The organism is Streptomyces montanus, from assembly GCF_005786655.1.
Taxonomy (GTDB): domain Bacteria; phylum Actinomycetota; class Actinomycetes; order Streptomycetales; family Streptomycetaceae; genus Streptomyces; species Streptomyces sporangiiformans.
Genome location: NZ_VBZC01000008.1, coordinates 21,176 through 37,858, shown reverse-complemented (window position 1 = coordinate 37,858; position 16,683 = coordinate 21,176). Strand labels below are relative to the sequence as shown.

Annotated in this window: 12 protein-coding genes and 2 pseudogenes; 8 read left to right on the top strand and 6 right to left on the bottom strand. The window is 71.3% G+C overall.

Translation table 11 applies throughout. From position 1 onward, the window contains the following. Window positions 1-2: 2 nt before the first annotated feature. Window positions 3-572, bottom strand: coding sequence for a sensor domain-containing protein (locus FE633_RS08785; RefSeq protein ID WP_138044541.1), 570 nt, complete (start codon window positions 570-572; stop codon window positions 3-5). A 303-nt stretch (window positions 573-875) separates the two neighbouring features. Between FE633_RS08785 and FE633_RS08780 the strand changes: the two genes are divergently transcribed. From FE633_RS08780 to FE633_RS08755, 6 genes are all read left to right on the top strand, one after another. After that, window positions 876-2,093 (top strand): NAD(P)/FAD-dependent oxidoreductase, encoded by a 1,218-nt coding sequence (locus tag FE633_RS08780; protein WP_138044540.1) that lies wholly within the window; start codon window positions 876-878, stop codon window positions 2,091-2,093. Beyond that, entirely contained in the window at window positions 2,093-4,681 is a 2,589-nt protein-coding gene (gene nirB, locus FE633_RS08775) for a nitrite reductase large subunit NirB (protein ID WP_138044539.1), read from the top strand. Before FE633_RS08780 ends, nirB begins: the two co-directional genes overlap by 1 nt. Continuing rightward, on the top strand, window positions 4,678-5,028 hold the full coding sequence (gene nirD / locus FE633_RS08770) for a nitrite reductase small subunit NirD (RefSeq protein ID WP_138044538.1): 351 nt from the start codon (window positions 4,678-4,680) through the stop codon (window positions 5,026-5,028). The genes nirB and nirD overlap by 4 nt, the downstream gene beginning before the upstream one ends. Window positions 5,029-5,131: 103 nt before the next feature. Next, window positions 5,132-5,716 (top strand): TetR/AcrR family transcriptional regulator, encoded by a 585-nt coding sequence (locus FE633_RS08765; RefSeq protein ID WP_138044537.1) that lies wholly within the window; start codon window positions 5,132-5,134, stop codon window positions 5,714-5,716. 126 nt (window positions 5,717-5,842) lie between these two features. Beyond that, the gene (locus FE633_RS08760) at window positions 5,843-7,249 is read left to right on the top strand and encodes an MFS transporter (RefSeq protein WP_138044536.1); all 1,407 of its coding nucleotides are present in this window, start codon (window positions 5,843-5,845) and stop codon (window positions 7,247-7,249) included. 122 nt (window positions 7,250-7,371) lie between these two features. Continuing rightward, window positions 7,372-8,139, top strand: a complete 768-nt coding sequence (locus FE633_RS08755; RefSeq protein WP_138044535.1) for an SDR family NAD(P)-dependent oxidoreductase — start codon at window positions 7,372-7,374, stop codon at window positions 8,137-8,139. 5 nt (window positions 8,140-8,144) lie between these two features. Here FE633_RS08755 and FE633_RS08750 read toward each other — a convergent pair whose 3' ends face one another. From FE633_RS08750 to FE633_RS08740, 3 genes and pseudogenes are all read right to left on the bottom strand, one after another. Then, the gene (locus FE633_RS08750; protein ID WP_138044534.1) at window positions 8,145-9,683 is read right to left on the bottom strand and encodes a sensor histidine kinase; all 1,539 of its coding nucleotides are present in this window, start codon (window positions 9,681-9,683) and stop codon (window positions 8,145-8,147) included. Continuing rightward, window positions 9,680-10,009: pseudogene (locus FE633_RS08745) on the bottom strand (winged helix-turn-helix domain-containing protein); the annotation flags it as partial. The pseudogene FE633_RS08745 and the gene FE633_RS08750, both read right to left, overlap by 4 nt. A 774-nt stretch (window positions 10,010-10,783) precedes the next feature. Continuing rightward, window positions 10,784-11,140, bottom strand: a pseudogene (locus tag FE633_RS08740) (response regulator transcription factor); the annotation flags it as partial. 405 nt (window positions 11,141-11,545) lie between these two features. Here FE633_RS08740 and FE633_RS08735 point away from each other — a divergent pair. Further along, window positions 11,546-12,151 carry a carbonic anhydrase gene (locus FE633_RS08735; protein WP_138044690.1) on the top strand — a complete coding sequence of 202 codons (606 nt, stop codon included), beginning with the start codon at window positions 11,546-11,548 and terminating at the stop codon, window positions 12,149-12,151. Continuing rightward, the gene (locus FE633_RS08730) at window positions 12,148-14,193 is read left to right on the top strand and encodes a SulP family inorganic anion transporter (RefSeq protein WP_246113513.1); all 2,046 of its coding nucleotides are present in this window, start codon (window positions 12,148-12,150) and stop codon (window positions 14,191-14,193) included. The genes FE633_RS08735 and FE633_RS08730 overlap by 4 nt, the downstream gene beginning before the upstream one ends. A 133-nt stretch (window positions 14,194-14,326) precedes the next feature. Here FE633_RS08730 and FE633_RS08725 read toward each other — a convergent pair whose 3' ends face one another. After that, window positions 14,327-15,487, bottom strand: a complete 1,161-nt coding sequence (locus FE633_RS08725) for an alkaline phosphatase PhoX (RefSeq protein ID WP_138044533.1) — start codon at window positions 15,485-15,487, stop codon at window positions 14,327-14,329. A gap of 174 nt (window positions 15,488-15,661) precedes the next feature. After that, window positions 15,662-16,594: an oxidoreductase gene (locus FE633_RS08720; RefSeq protein ID WP_138044532.1), complete on the bottom strand. Its 933-nt coding sequence runs from the start codon at window positions 16,592-16,594 to the stop codon at window positions 15,662-15,664. Window positions 16,595-16,683: the final 89 nt, after the last annotated feature.

Sequence of the window (16,683 nt, the reverse complement as noted above, 5' to 3'; positions counted from 1 at the left end):
ACCTACGGTCGGGCGAGCAGCGCCGACGCCAGCCGGAGCTGGAGCGAAGCGAGGCCACGGCCCAGCCACGGCATGAGGAGGAGGAAGCCGACCCCGCCGACGAAGGCGTGGAAGGCCCATGCTCCGGCGAGGCTGGGCCCTCCCCACGCCGTGGCCGGGTCACCGCCGCGCAGGGGCCAGCCCAGGTTCATCGGGACGATGGACCAGCCGTAGGCCGTGATCACCAGGACCGCGAGGTTGAGCGGCAGGGCGAGCAGCGCGTGGCCCACATCCCTCAGGGAGCTTCGCCAGGAGCCACGCGAGCCCCGCATACCCCGCGCACCCCGCGCGCCCCGCGCGCCTCCCGAGGGCCCCGGCAGGTCGGCGCCGAGGAAGCGCCGGAGGAGCCCGCGCTGCCAGCGGCCCGCCGGGGCGCCGAGCAGCCCCAGGAGCACGGCGGCCAGTCCGGCCGGCACCGCCAGCACCGCGTACGCGACCCGGCGCCAGGTCCTCGCGGTGAACGGTTCGCGTACGATCTGCCACGTCCGCACGGCGGCGGCGTCCCGGACGTACGGCTTCTGGGTGGTGTCCATGACACGTCCTCCAGGGGTGCGAGCCGCGGTGTGAGCTCGGGTGCGGACCGGGAACGTGACTGAGACAACCCCGGCATCTCAAGGCTTCCGCGGCCCCGCCCGGGGAGCGATCGTGCCTGCACGGAACCCGGAGGTTCGGTTAGCCCCACCGGGCCCCAGCAGGGCGGATCCCAAACCTCCCCATGCCGCCCAAGGCCCCCGTCAGAACCCTCACACTCCCGCCCCCACGGTGCTGAGGGCAGCGTTCCCCGCGGGAAACAGTGGTGATGCGGCCGGGTAACACCGGCACCGCACGCTGCGTTCATGACCTCAAATACGCGTGTGGTGGTGATCGGCGCCGGCCTCGCGGGCGTACGGCTCGCCCGGCGGCTCGGAGAGCTCGGCCTGCCCGCTGTGCTCATCGGCGACGAGGAGCACACCCCGTACAACCGGGTCCTGCTCGCGGAGGTCCTGGCCGGGCGGTACACCCCCGAGGTGATCGCCCTGCCCGCGCCCGCGGAGCTGACCCGCACCCGAGTCACCGGCATCGACCGTGCGGACCGGCGGGTGCACTGCGCGGACGGGAGCGTGATCGCATACGACACGCTGGTCCTGGCGACCGGTTCGAACCCGGTACTTCCGCCGTTGCGGGGCCTTTTCACACCGGGCCGGCACGAGTTGCCGGACGGTGTGCACGCGTTCCGCACGATGGACGACTGCCTCGGCCTGTCCGAGGCGGTACGCCCGGACGCCCGCGCCGTCGTCATCGGCGGCGGGCTCCTCGGCGTCTCGGCCGCCCGTGCGCTCGCCGCGCGCGGCGCCCAGGTCGTCCTCGCCCAGCAGGCAGAGCGCCTGATGGAACGTCAACTGGACCCCTCGGCGTCGAGGTTGGTGCTCCGGCATCTCAAGGACCTCGGCGTCGAGGTGCACACCGAGTGCCGGGTGCGCGACGTGCGCTGCGTCGGCGGCGCGGTCCGCTCGGTCGAGATGGCCGACGGCTACGCCCTCGACGCCGATCTGGTGGTGCTGGCCTGCGGTGTGCATCCGCGCGTGGGCCTCGCCCAGGACGCGGGGCTCACCGTGCACAAGGGCATCGTCGTCGACGACGAACTCCGCACGTCCGACCCGCACATCCGGGCGATCGGCGACTGCGCGCAGCACGCGGGCAACGTCTACGGTCTCGCGGCGCCCGCTCTCGAACAGGCCGACGTCCTCGCGGAGTTGCTCACCCGGAACGACAGCGCCCGCTACACCGGCACCCGCGCCCTCACCCGGCTGACCCTGGCCTCCGGCACCCCGTTCGACCTCGCCTCCTTCGGCGAGCCCACCCCTCGCCCCGGCGACGACGTCATCCAGCTCGCCGACGCGACCCGCGGTACCTACCGCAAGGTCGTCGTCCGCGACGACCGCCTGGTCGGCGGGGTGCTCGTCGGCGAGCTCGGCACCGTCGGCGCGCTCGCCCGCGCCTGGGAGGGAGCAGAGCCGCTCCCCACGGACGGCGCACCACTGCTCCACCTGCTTACCAACGATGGAGGCTCCTGATGTCCACGGACACCCCCACGATCGTGCTAGTCGGCCACGGCATGGTCGGCCAGCGCTTCCTCGAAGCGCTCGCCGAGCGCGGCCTGACCGCCACGCACCGCGTGGTCGTGCTGTGCGAGGAGCCACGCCCCGCGTACGACCGCGTCCAGCTGACCTCGTACTTCTCGGGCCGTACGCCCGAGGAACTGTCCATGACGGACATGGAGTTCATCAAGGACCACGGGATCGAGCTGTACATCGGCGACCCTGCCGAGCACATCGACCGTGAGGCGCGGACGGTGACGGCCCGCTCGGGTCTGACCGTCGCGTACGACACGCTCGTGCTCGCGACCGGCTCGTACCCCTTCGTGCCGCCGGTGCCCGGCAAGGACGCCGAGGGCTGCTTCGTCTACCGCACGATCGAGGACCTCCTCGCCATCGAGGAGTACGCGAAGGCGAAGGCCACCACCGGCGCGGTCGTCGGCGGCGGGCTGCTCGGCCTGGAGGCGGCGGGCGCGCTCAAGGGACTCGGACTGACCACGCACATCGTGGAGTTCGCGCCGCGTCTGATGCCGGTGCAGGTCGACGAGGGCGGCGGCGCCGCGCTCCTTCGCACCATCGAGGACATGGGCCTGTCCGTGCACACCGGCACGGGCACGCAGGAGATCGTCACCGGCGACGACGGCGCGGTGACCGGTATGAAGCTCTCCGACGGCTCCGAACTCGCCACGGATCTCGTGGTGTTCTCGGCCGGGGTGCGCCCCCGTGACGCGCTCGCCCGCGACTGCGGACTGAACGTGGGCGAGCGCGGCGGGATCAGCGTCGACGAGCAGTGCCGCACCTCCGACCCGCACGTCTTCGCGATCGGCGAGTGCGCGCTGGCCTCGGACGGCCGCGTGTACGGCCTGGTCGCGCCGGGCTACGAGATGGCCGAGACGACGGCCGCCACCATCGCCGCCGACGAGGAGGCCGCCTTCACGGGCGCCGACCTGTCGACCAAGCTGAAGCTGCTCGGCGTCGACGTCGCCTCCTTCGGCGACGCGCACGGCGCCACCGAGGACTGCCTCGACGTCGTCTACGCGGACTCCCGCTCCGGCACGTACAAGAAGCTGGTCATCGGCCGGGACGGCGAGCTGCTCGGCGGCATCCTGGTCGGCGACGCGGATGCTTACGGGACGCTGCGCGCGCTCACCGGATCGGTGCCGCCGATCGCCCCGGAGCAGCTCGTCCTGCCGGCCGGCTCGGGCGGCCCGGCCCAGCTCGGCCCGTCCGCGCTGCCGGACGAGGCGATCATCTGCTCCTGCCACAACGTCACCAAGGGCACCATCCGCGGCGCCGTCACCGACCACCAGTGCACGACGGTGCCCGAGGTCAAGAAGTGCACCAAGGCCGGTACGGGCTGCGGCAGTTGCGTCAAGGTCCTCGGCCAGCTCGTCAACGACGAGCTGGAGGCGAACGGCGTCGAGGTCGACCACGGCCTGTGCGGCTGCTTCTCGCAGACCCGCCAGGAGCTGTACGAGATCGTCCTCGCCCTGCGCATCAACACCTACCAGCAGTTGCTGGACCGCTACGGGCGCGAGGGCGCGCGCGGCGGCGACGGCTGCGAGATCTGCAAGCCGGCGGTGGGCTCGATCATCGCCTCGCTCGCACCCACGATCGGCGCGGACGGTTACGTCCTGGACGGCGAGCAGGCCTCGCTCCAGGACACCAACGACCACTTCCTCGCCAACCTCCAGAAGAACGGCTCTTACTCGATCGTGCCGCGCATCCCCGGCGGCGAGATCACTCCCGAGAAGCTCATCGTGATCGGCGAGGTGGCCCGCGACTTCGGTCTCTACACGAAGATCACCGGCGGTCAGCGGATCGACATGTTCGGTGCGCGAGTCGAGCAACTGCCGCTGATCTGGGCGCGGCTGGTCGACGCGGGCTTCGAGTCCGGGCACGCGTACGGAAAGTCCCTGCGTACGGTCAAGTCCTGTGTCGGGCAGACCTGGTGCCGCTACGGCGTCCAGGACTCGGTGCGCATGGCGATCGACCTGGAGCTGCGCTACCGGGGTCTGCGTTCCCCGCACAAGCTGAAGTCGGCGGTCTCCGGGTGCGCCCGCGAGTGCGCCGAGGCCCAGTCCAAGGACTTCGGCGTGATCGCCACGTCCAACGGCTGGAACCTGTACGTGGCCGGCAACGGCGGCGCGACCCCGCGCCACGCGGACCTGCTCGCGCAGGACCTCTCCGACGCCGAACTGATCCGTCTGATCGACCGTTTCCTGATGTTCTACATCCGCACGGCCGACCGGCTGGAGCGCACCTCGACCTGGCTGGAGCGGATCGAGGGCGGCCTGGACCACGTCCGCGATGTCGTCGTGCACGACTCGCTGGGCATCTGCGAGGAGCTGGAGTCCCTGATGACCGCGCATGTCGCGAACTACCGCGACGAGTGGGCCGAGACCATCAACGACCCGGAGAAGCTGTCCCGCTTCGTCTCCTTCGTCAACGCGCCGGACACCCCCGACCCGGTCGTCGGCTTCGTCCCCGAGCGCGACCAGATCAAGCCCGACCTGCCGCTGCTGACCATCGGCACCCGCCCCCTGGAAGGAAGCGCCACGCGATGACCCTCGCACCCGAGACGACGGCTCTGAAGATCCAACTCCAGTTGGAGGACGACTGGTTCACGGTCTGTGACCTGACCGCCCTGATCCCGGGCCGCGGCGTGGCCGCCCTGCTCCCGGACGGTCGCCAGGCCGCCGTCTTCCTGGACCGATCGGGGCGCCTGTACGCCATCGACAACCGCGACCCGTTCAGCGGCGCCGCCGTCCTCTCCCGCGGACTGACCGGCACGCACCAGGGCCGCCCGTTCGTCGCCTCACCCCTGCTCAAGCAGCGCTTCGACCTGGAGTCGGGGCAGTGCCTGGACGACGAGACGGTGACGGTGGCCTCGTACGAGGTGCGCACTTACTGACGTAGGGGCTGACGTACGGGCTGAATACGGGGTGCGGCTCCATGGGCCGCACCCCGAAGTCGTTGCTTGACCGATCGTTTCAGAAAAGCCTAGGCTGCTTCGCATGGCCAGGACCAAGGAATTCGATCCGGACGCCGCGCTCCAGTCCGCCCTGGAGCTGTTCTGGCGGCGCGGCTACGAGGCGACGTCGATGGCCGACCTGGTCGAACACCTCGGCATCGGGCGCGCCAGCATCTACGCGACCTTCGGAAACAAGCACGACCTGTACCTGAAGGCGCTGGACCGGTACGGCGAGACGTCCGACACCGCGCTGCTGCGCGAGCTGTCCCAGCCCGGTCCCGCACTGCCCGCCGTACGGACGCTGGTGCGGCGCTTCGCGGCGGAGGCCGCGGACGAGGTCAGACGCCTGAACGGCTGCTTCGTCACCAACACGGCGGCCGAACTGGGCCCGCACGACACCGCGGCGGCCCGCCGCGTGGAGCTCAGCTGGCAGCACATCGAGATGCCGCTGCACTCGGCGCTCGTACGCGCCCAGGCACAGGGCGAACTCCCGGAGGACCGCGACCCAAGGGCTCTGGCCCGCATGCTGCTGGTGCTCTTGCAGGGGCTGCGGGTGGTCGGCAAGGCGTCGACGGACCCGGCGCGGGTACGGGACGCGGCGGAGCAGGCTCTGACGCTGCTGGACTGACCGAAGCCGTCTCCCGTACGGCCGTTTCGCACGACCTCCCGTCTCGCACGACCTCCTGTCTCGCATGACCTTCTGCCCGAAGCACGCCCTCATATTGAACCGATCGGTCAAGTAAAGGGGAGCTACATGACCCTGGTCGACGGCACCGTGCCGACAGCGGCGCCGACACCGCGATCCACCCGAGCGCCGTTCGCCTTACTCGGCACCCTGCAGGTCACGCTGATCTTCACACTGGCGGCGGTGGCAGTACCACTGCCGCGGATCGGGCATGAATTCGGGCTGCGGCGCGAGGACTTGATCCTGCTCAGCGCCGCGTACGGGCTGACCTTCGCCGGTCTGCTGCTGTTCGGCGGGCGGCTCGCCGACCGCTACGGCGGACGCCGCGCGCTCACCGCCGGCCTGCTGCTGTTCGGTGCCGCGTCGGCCGCCGCCCCGTTCGCCCCCGGATACGCGGCACTGCTCGCGGCCCGTTTCGCGCAGGGCGCGGGAGCGGCCCTGATCGCGCCGGCCGCGATGGCGGTGCTGCGGACGCTGTTCGACTCCCCCACCGCATACGGCAGGGCGATGGCCACCTGGGGCGGACTGTCGATCCTCGGCGCCACGGCGGGCAATCTGCTCTCCGGCGTCATCTCGGCGCTCTGGTCCTGGCGTTGGGCTTTCGCCGTGCCGCTCGCGGTGACGGTGGCGGCGCTCGCGCTGGCGCCCCGGATCCTGTTCCGGCCCGGAACGACCCCGGCACAGGAGCACCCCGGGGTCCCCGATCGCCCCGGTCACTTGGTCCGCCCAGCCCTCGACCTCCCCGGCGCTCTCCTGGCCACGGCCGGTCTCACATCCACGAGTTACGGGCTCGTTCTCACCGACGCCTGGCCGTGGCACTCGGGCCGGGTGCTGGGGCCGCTGGCCGCCGGTGTCGTCCTGCTGGCCGCCTTCCTCGCGGTCGAGCGGCGGACGCACGATCCGCTGCTGCCGCCGCGCTTCCTCCTGGACGGCCGGCGCGCGCTCGGGCTCGTCGCCACCGCGCTCACCGCCGCCGGGACCGCGACCGTCTTCGTGCTGTTCTCGCTCCATCTGCAGGACGGCCGCGACTGGTCGGCGCTGCGGACCTCGGTCGCGTTCACGCCGTTCGCCGTCGCGCTCATCGCGTCGAGCCGGGTGGCCGGGCGGCTCGTCGGGCGGTACGGGGCCGCCGCCGTCACCCGTGCCGGGCTGGTCACGGGAGCGGGGGGACTCACGTCGCTCGCGCTCTTCGGACTGGACACGGGCGTCCCGTACGCGTACGGCGTGCTCCCCGGATTCGTCCTGCTGGCCGCCGGGGCGGCCGCCTCCTTCGCCGGGGCCGCCGTCCTGTCCACCGACCGGGTGCCCGTCGAACGGACCGGGCTCGCGGGCGGAGTGCACAACACGGCGATGGAGACCGGCCCGACCGTCGTCTTCGCTCTGGTGCTCGCCGTCGGCGGCGACGCGGCAAGCCTCGCGGCGATCGCGGCCCTGTTCGGCACGGCCGCCGTGGCCCTGCGCCTCGCGCGCCCCTGATCTCCACCCCCACCCCCACCCCCGGCACCGGCACCGGCACCGGCACCGGCACCGGCCGGGAGCGGGGTTCCCGCACCACAACACCCACCGAGCAACATCCACTGAAGAAAAGGGGTCACACCATGACCGACAGCCGCTTCTCAGGCCGTACCGTCCTCGTCACCGGGGGCGGATCCGGGATCGGGCGGACCATCACGCTCGCCTTCGCCGCCGAAGGGGCCTCCGTCGTCGTGGCGGGGCGCACCCGCGCCTCGCTCGACGAGACCGTCGCCCTCGCCGAAGGCGCGCCGGGCACGGTGGTCGCGCAGGTCGCCGACGTGGCACGGGCCGCCGACGTGGACGCGCTCGTCCGGACGGCCGTCGATCGCTTCGGCTCGCTCGACGTCGCGGTGAACAACGCCGGCGTCTTCCGGGGCGGGCAGCCCGTCACCAACCTCTCCGACGACGACTGGCACACGCTGCTCGACACCAACGTCACCGGTGTGCTCCTCGCCCTGCGGGCCCAGGTCCGCCAGATGAGGACGCAGCCGGACGGCGGCTCCATCGTCAACATCTCGTCCAACCTGGGCGCGCACCGGCAACTGGCCGGCAAGGCCGCGTACGGCGCCTCCAAGGCCGCCGTGGCCGCGCTCACGCGTGGCGCCGCGCTCGACCACATCGCGGACGGCGTCCGCATCAACGTGGTGAGTCCCGGCGCCTCCGCGACCACCATGTCGCTGAAGCCCGGTGAGACCGAGACCGAGCGTGCCGTACGGATGAAGGAGGAGTCGCCGGTGGGTCGCACCTCGTCGACCGAGGAGATCGCCGCGGCCGTGCTGTACCTGGCCTCCGACGCGGCCGCGTCCGTCGTCGGCACCGACCTGGTGATCGACGGCGGAGCGTCGCTGTAGACCGCTCAGCGGGTGGCCTCCAGTGGTCTCGGGGGCCGGTGGTCCGAAGCATGGGTACCGTCGCGGTTGGTGCCGTCCCGGTTCGGAACGCCGTCCCGGTTCGAGGCGCACGGGAGGTGGACCACCGCGTCGAGGCCGCCGTTCGGCGCGGGCCGGAGGGCGGCCTCGCCGCCGCCGGCGTGGGCGAGGCGCTGGACCAGGGCGAGGCCCAGGCCCGTACCGCCCTTGGGGGCGTCGGGGGCGCGCCAGAAGCGGTCGAAGGCGCGGCGGCGCTGCTCCTCGGTCATGCCGGGGCCCTCGTCCATGACATGCAGCTCGACCCGGGTGGGGCCGGACGGGCGGTGGTGCGGGAAGTGGTGGGGGAAGCGGCGTTCGTGGGGGGCGTGGCGGCGCAGGTCGATGGAGACCGTGGTGCCCGGCGGTGACACGCGCAGCGCGTTGGAGAGCAGGTTGTCCAGGATCTGCTCCACCGCTCCGGGCACCGCCAGCACCTGCCCCGCGTAGTCGCCCACCAGCGCGAGCCCCACTCCGTGCTGCTCGAACAGCGGGGTCCAGGCCCGGTGCCGTTCCACGCACACCCGGTCCAGATCCACCGGTTCACGTTCGGCGGCGCTCTCGTCGAGCCGCGCCATCGCGAGCAGCCCCTCGACCATCCGGGCCAGCCGGTCGGTCTCCGTCATCGCGGCGGTGAGGCTGCCCCGGGCGTGCAGGGCGATGTCGGACTCCAGGTTCTCCAGGCGCAGGCGCAGCGCCGCGAGCGGGGTCTTGAGCTGGTGGGAGGCCTCGCCGGCGAAGGCTCGCTGGGAAGCGAGGAGGTGTTCGAGGCGCGCGGCGGTGCGGTTGAAGGTGGCCGCGAGGCTGCGCACCTCCGGCGGCCCGTTGGTGATCGCCACCGGGGTCGCGGAGCCGCCGTCGGCCAGCCGGTGCGTGGCCTCCTCCAACTGCCGGATGGGACGTCCGGTCCACTGGGCGAACGCGAACGCCAGCGCGGCGACGGCGGTGAGGGCCGCGAGCCCGGTGAACGCCAGCAGCAGCCACACCCGGCTGACGCGGTCGGTAACCATGTCCGTGGGCAGCGTGATCCGCACCGCCCCCATGGCGCGCTCGGCACCCTGCGCCTGCCCGCCGTGCACGACCGGGGCCGCGACGGAGAGGTAGCGCACCCCGCCGATGGTGGACGTACGGACGTGGGTGGTGGCCCTGCCGTCGAGCGCGGCGGCCACCTCGGGGTGCGACTCCAGGCCGCGCTCCTCCTCGCTCGACAGCGGGTCGGAGGTGGCCAGCAGATCGCCCTGCGCGTCGAGGATGACGACCTGCCCGCCGATGCGCTCGGCGCAGTGCTCGACCCGCTCGGTCAGCTCGCCCTCCCGTCCGGACGCGACGGACAGCGAGGCGAACGCGGACACCGACTCGGCTTCGTCGTTGGCGGAGTTGACGATCCGCTCCCGCTCGGCCCGTGAGTAGACGATGCCCAGCGGGATCTCCAGGCACAGCAGGACGAAGGCGGCGAGGCTGAGGTAGCTGAGCAGCAGGCGTCGGGTCATCGATACGCCGCCGGCTGGTCGGACGCGGGGTACGCGGTGGGCGGCCGCGTGTGCACCGCCAGCCGGAACCCCACCCCGCGCAGTGTCTGGATCCACGCCGAGTTCCCCAACTTCCGCCGCAGCGTGGCCACATGCACGTCCAGCGTCTTGGTCGGGCCCTCGTAGTGCTCGTCCCACACCCGGTCGAGGATCTGCTGCCGCGAGTACACCGCCCCCGGGTCCTCGGTGAGCAGCGCCAGCAGCTCGAACTCCTTGGGCGTCAACGCCACGGGTGACTCACCGACCCACACCTGCCGCGTCCGCCGGTCAACGACCAGCGGCCCGGTGGCGCCGTCCTCGGCGGTGGCTTCGGGGGGCGGTACGGGGTCGAAGGCGGGGTCGGGGGCCTCGAAGGAACGAGGCGCGTCGAACGAACGGGAGGACTCGGCGGAGCCGGGGGCGTCGAACGAACGTGCCGAATCGAAGGAACCGGTCGTTTCGAAGGAACGGGTGGAATCGAAGGAGCGGGTGGACTCGAAGGAGCGCGAGTCGAAGGAGCCGGTCGAATCGGGGGAGCCGGTCGCGTCGAAGGAACGGGTCGAGTCGAACGAACTGCTCGTGTCGAGGTCCCGGCTGCCGAAGGAGTCGGCCTCGAAGCTCCGCGAGGACTCGAACTGCCGGGTGCCATCGCCGGGTTCGTACGAGGGGGAGGAGGTCGGCCTGGGCGATGCGGCCCCCGAGTCCCTGGTGAACGACTCGCCACCGAACGACTCGCGACCAAACGGCTCGCCGCCGAACGACTCCCCGCCGAAGGACTCCCCGCCCGACGCCCCTCCGGCCCGCGACCAGGAATCCGACGCACCTGAGCTCGGCGCCCCGCTCTCCGACTCCGCCGCGTCGCGGGCCCCGGCCCCGGCCCCGGCGTCCATGGCGCCATGCGACCCCGTACCGGAGACGGCTCCGCCGCCGTACGTTCCCGGGCCCGGAAGACCGGCCCCGAACGATCCCGAGACCGACAGGCCGGCCCCGAGCGACCCGCCCCCGGACTCTCCGGCGCCGAACCCGCTTCTCGCACCCGGGCCGTACGCCTCCGCGTCCGGTAACTGCCCGCCCGGCCCGTTCCGTTGCGTACGGCGGGTCACCGCCCGCACCCGCGCCACGAGTTCGCGCATGCTGAATGGTTTCGCCAGATAGTCGTCGGCGCCCAGTTCGAGGCCCAGGACGCGGTCGGCCTCCTCGCCCCGTGCGCTGAGGATGATGATGGGCACGTCGGAGGTCTGCCGGATGCCGCGGCAGACGTCGATGCCGTCCACGTCCGGCAGGCCCAGGTCGAGCAGGACGACATCGCCGTACGGCCCCCTCAACCCCTCGGTCCCGGTGCCGACATGATTCACCGCCAGCCCGAAGTGCCCCAGACCCTCGGCGAGCGGTTCGGCGATCGTGTGGTCGTCCTCGATGAGCAGCACTCGTACGCTCATGCGTTCCCGTCTCTCCGTGAACCGTCAACAGCAACCACGCATCCGGACAGCACGAATTCCGTTGCCGTGGAGTGGACACGCTACAAGAGCCGTCAATGGTACGTCGCCTAGATCCGGGCAATGTGAGCAGCCGCTCAAAAACCGTCCGGACGAGCCCTGTTGACGTTCTCTTAGTCCCCCTCTGGGGCGCCTGGACAAAGCCTGATCCATTCCTGGCCGCGTTTTAGCGTTCCCCTAACCTTCGTCTGGCAATCGCTGTTCTACGGTGATGAAGACCGGTCGAACCCCACCCCTGAACTACCCCCAGAACCATCCCTGAACCGCATCTGACCTGGTCGATTACCGCGCACAATCTGGCCGTACGCCATGTCGGACACGGTGGGAAAACACCTGCCGGGAGGAACCGTGAAGGCATTGCTGGACCACGCCCGCTCGCTCAAGCGACGGGTCGACTTCGAAAGTGGCGAATACCGGAAACTGGCCGAAGGTCAGTCGCCCGAGGCATTGTTCATTACCTGCTCGGACTCACGGGTCATACCCGCCCTGATCACGGGCGCAGGGCCCGGAGAAATATTCGAGCTGCAGAACGCCGGCAATATCGTTCCGCCATATGGACAGCCTGGCGCCTCGGGCGAGGCGGCCACCATCGAGTACGCACTGGAGGTGCTCGGCGTTCACGACATCATCGTGTGTGGCCATTCCCACTGTGGCGCGATGAGCGCCATCAGGGCCGGCGACGACCTGTCCAGGCTGCCCGGTGTGGACGCCTGGCTGGACCTGGCCCGCCCGCGGCTGGCGCCGGTGCTCGAGGCGACGCCGACCGGCCCGTCCCTGTCGGACGTGGTCCAACTGAACGTCGTCAACCAGCTCGCCGCACTGCGGAGTTACCCGTCGGCACGGCAGCGTCTCGACGAGGGCGGGCTGCGGCTGCACGGTTGGTACTACGAGGTGGACACCGGCCAGGTCCATGAGCTGGACGAGGACGGCCTGTTCCGGGTGCATGCGGCATGAGCGGCACGCACCGGAGGCACGCCAGGGGCCGCGGCGCCGGACCAGACGGCGCGGGCCGCACGGTGAGGGTGGACGCGACAGGACCGCACCAGACCGCACCCGCGTCCCAGGACGCGTGGGCGAAGCCCGGACCGCAGGACGAGTGGGCGGCACCCGCGCACCATCAGGACGAATGGCCGGCATCCCCGGGACCCCCGCGCCACGACGCGTGGGCGACACCGCGGCACCCGTCCGAGCCGCCCCACCCCACAACCCATGCACCCCAGGAGCACAACGACCCCAACCCCCTTCACGACCCCAGGGGCCCCAAGCCGCCCAAGACATCCAAGTCCCCCCTGGCCGCGAACCTCTTGAAGGGCGCGAAGGGCGCCAAGGGTGTGAAGGGCTCGAACTCCTCCAACGCCCCCAAGGCTGACCTGGCCACCGAGATCACGGCATCCCTCGTGGTGTTCCTCGTGGCCCTCCCCCTCTGCATCGGCGTCGCCGTGGCCTCCGGTGTCCCGGCCGAGCTGGGCATCATCTCGGGCGTCATCGGCGGTCTGGTGGTCGGCGCGCAGCGGGGCAGCACCCTCCAGGTCAGCGGCCCGGCCGCCGGTCTCGCCGCCCTGGTCGCCGAGACCGTGATGGATCTCGGCGTGGCCCAACTGGGCGTGATCGTCCTCTTCTCGGGCATCCTGCAGATCATCCTCGGCCTGGTGAAGCTCGGCCGGTTCTTCCAGGCGATCTCCCTGGCGGTCGTCCAGGGCATGCTCGCGGGCATCGGACTGCCGCTGATGTTCAGCCAGGCGTACCCCGCGGCCGACGCCAAGGCTCCCGGCACCCCGCTCGAGAACATGGCCGGCGTCCCGGGCCTGCTCGCCGACACCGTCTCGAACCCGCAGGCGATGATCGCGGCCGGCCTCGGCATCCTCACCGTCGTCCTCAGCTTCATGTGGAAGAAGGTGCCGGGCCCGATCAAGAAGATCCCGGCCGCGCTCGTGGCCGTGGGCATCGGCATCGCGGTCGCCGCCCTGCCCGGCGTGAACGTGAAGACGCTCCAGGTCGGCAACCTGCTGGCGTCCGTCGACGTACCCGGCGCGGAGCAGTTCGCGGGCCTGGCCGACCCTGCCGTGATCACGGCGATCCTCACCTTCACCGTGATCGCGTCCGCGGAGTCGCTGTTCACCGCGGCCGCCGTCGACCGGATGCACGACGGCCCGCGCACCCGCTACAACCCCGAGCTCATCGCCCAGGGCGCCGGCAACACGGTGGCGGGCGTCCTCGGCGCGCTGCCCATCACGGCGGTGGTGGCCCGCAGTTCGGCGAACGTCCAGGCGGGCGCCAAGACCCGTATGTCCCGCACCCTGCACGGCCTGTGGCTGCTGGCCTTCGCGCTGCTGCTGCCGCAGGTCCTGGCGCTGATCCCGATCTCGGTCCTCGCGGGCGTCCTCATCCACAGCGGCTGGAAGCTCTTCGCGCCCGAGGAGTTCCCGAAGATGTGGCGCCAGGACCGGGGCGAGTTCGCGGTCATGTCGATCACCACGCTGGTCATCGTGGCCACGGCCCTGCTGGAAGGCGTCCTGGTCGGCCTCGCCGCGGGCATCATCCTCGCGGCCGTGCGCATGTCGCAGACGGTCATCAAGCAGCACATCGAGGACGACACGGCGAAGGTCGTCATGGCGGGCAATGCCACCTTCCTGCGCCTTCCGCAGGTCATCGAGGCCCTGGAAGGTGCCGCCGAGTCCGGCAAGCCGCGCATCCGCCTCGATCTGAAGGGCGTCACCCACCTGGACCACGCCTGCCGCAACCAGGTCGAGGAGTTCGTCACCCAGCAGCGCGGCAAGGGCCTGCGCGTGGAACTCCTGATGCCGGGCCCGGCGAAGCCGATCGCCACCGACACGAAGGCCCCCACGGCACCGGAGTCGTCGCCCACGTACCGGGCCGACGCTCCCCTGCCCCAGCGCTCAGCCACCACTCCCACGCCGGGCCCCACCGCCGAGTGGTTCTACCTGGACACCCGCCCGATGCCGGAGGAGTACGCGGAGAGCTACACATCCCGCTGACCTGACCTGACCTGACCCTGACTCCGGCACGACCCTGGGGGCGCCCGTACCGAACGGGCGCCCCCAGACGCGTACAACAGACCCGTACAACAGACGCGTACGACCAGCCGCGTACAACCAGGCGGACCGGCCGTCAGGCCCGGAACGGCCCCTTCACCTCGTACGTGATCCCACCCGAGGAACTCCCGCTCGTCCCCCGCTGGCTGGAGAAGTACAGCCGGGTGCCGTCGGGCGAGAACGCCGGGCCCGTGATCTCCGACGACGACTGGCCGTCGATCCGCAGGAACGGGGCAATCACATCGTCCGGGGTGATGACGCAGATCTCCATGTTCCCGCCGTCCTCCGCGACGAACAGGTCGCCGGAGGAGGAGCCCGTGATGTTGTCGACACCGGTCAGCGGGGCCGTGCCGGAGGTCACCAGGGAGTCGTCGTACGCCAACTCGTACGTGTTGTTCGTCAGGTTGAGCTGCCAGACACGGTTGTCGCCCTTCGTCGTGAACCAGACCGTGTCATTGGCGTAGTGGCAGCCCTCGCCGCCGTTGAATTTCTTCGAGCCCGAGACCTGGGTGCGCGTGGTCGTCGGGGAGCCGTCCGGGTCGGGTACGTTCGCCCAGGTGAAGGAGCCCGACGTGGCGGTTCCGGCGACCAGGACCTGCAGTGTGCCGGAGGACAGGTTGCCCCAAGTAGTCGGGACGAAGCGGTAGAGGCAGCCGTTCGACTCGTCCTCCGTCAGGTACACCACCTTGCGCACCGGGTCGGCGGCCGCCGCCTCGTGCTTGAAACGGCCCATCGCATCGCGGCGCACCGAGGCGTTCACACCCCACGGGTCCGTCTCGTAGACGTAGCCGAGCGACACCTCCTCGCAGGACAGCCAGGTGTTCCACGGGGTCTTGCCGCCCGCGCAGTTCTGCCGGGTGTTCGAGAGGATCCGGTACGCGCCGGTGATCGCGCCCGTCGAGGAGAACTTCACCGCGCCCGCGCCGCCGGACGGGTTGATCTCCGAGTTGGAGACGTAGATCCAGCCGCTGCCGTCGGCGTAACAGGCGCCGCCGTCAGGAGCGTTGTGCCAGGTGTACGAGGTGCCGCTGACCGTCTGGCCGGAGCGGGCGATCACACGGCTGGTGAAACCGCTGGGGAGCCTGATGCCGTTGGCGTCGGGCGCGCCGAGCGCGCCGTACGGGCCGCTGCCCGGCTGGGCGGGGGCGGCGTACGCGGCGCCGCGCCAGAGGGTTCCGCCGAGGACGGCCGATGAGCCGCCGATGACGGCCGCACGCAGGAGAGTACGACGTTCCACTGCTGCTCCAGGTGTGTGCCTGAACCGCCCCGCCACCGGTCGGCGGCGGGGTCGTGCGGGCATGGAACCTACGGGCGCGGGGTGGACGTGTCGTGGCCGAGCGGTGACGGGGAGTGGTGCCATCGATGCGCCGTTACCTTGCGCATGTGTGCCTTTCGTGTCGATGCCCCGCGTTCAGGCGTTCAGCCCCTCGTATGCCACCTCTGTCAACCGCTCCGACTCCTCCCAGAGCCGTTCCCCCGCCCTGTCGTTGAGTGTCCAGGGAGCGCGCCACGACTTCGTGGGCGAGCCGCGCCAGCCCAGGAGGGCCGGTCCCGTGAAGGAGTCGGGCCGGACGTCGGGGGCCGTGGCCGCGTACAGCGTGGGAAGGGCGCCGGCGTCCGCGGACTGGGCGAAGTAGCGGTTGCCGATGCGCATGAAGCGTTCGACGGCCCTGCGGCCCTCCGCGTTGGGACCCGCGGTCTGGAGGTTGGTGGCGGCGTAGCCGGGGTGCGCGGCCGCCGCCACGACATCGGAGCCGATGGCGGCGAGCCGACGCGCCAGTTCGTGGGTGAAGAGCAGGTTGGCCGTCTTGGAGCGGGCGTACGCGGTCCAACGCCCGTACCGCCCCTCGCTGTTCAGGTCGTTGATGTCGATGTTGGACACCGAGTGCATCGTGCTGGAGACGGTCACCACGCGCGCCCCGGGAGTGCCGAGCAACACCGGCAGCAGCAGCCCGGTGAGCGCGAAGTGCCCCAGGTGGTTGACCCCGAACTGCGTCTCGAAACCGTCCGCCGTGCGCCCGTACGGCAGCGCCATCACACCCGCGTTGTTGATCAGCAGGTCCAGACGGTCGTGCTCACGCTCGTACGTCTCCGCGAACCGCCGTACGGAGTCCAGCTCTCCCAGGTCCAGCCGCATGAACTCCGGTTCCGTGCCCGGCACTTCGATCGCCAGGCGGTCGGCGGCCTCCGTACCCCGCACCTCGTTGCGGCAGGCCAGCACGACACGCGCGCCACGCCTGGCCAGTTCGCGCGCGGCGGTGTAGCCGATCCCGCTGTTCGACCCGGTGACGACAGCCGTACGGCCCGTCTGGTCCGGGATGTCGCTCGCACTCCAGCCGGCCATGGCTCTGGCTCCCTCCGCGAACGGGTGGCTCTCAGCCTACGAGCTGTCGGCGCGACACAGAGAGAGGGCGGCACGTGCTCGCCGTATTG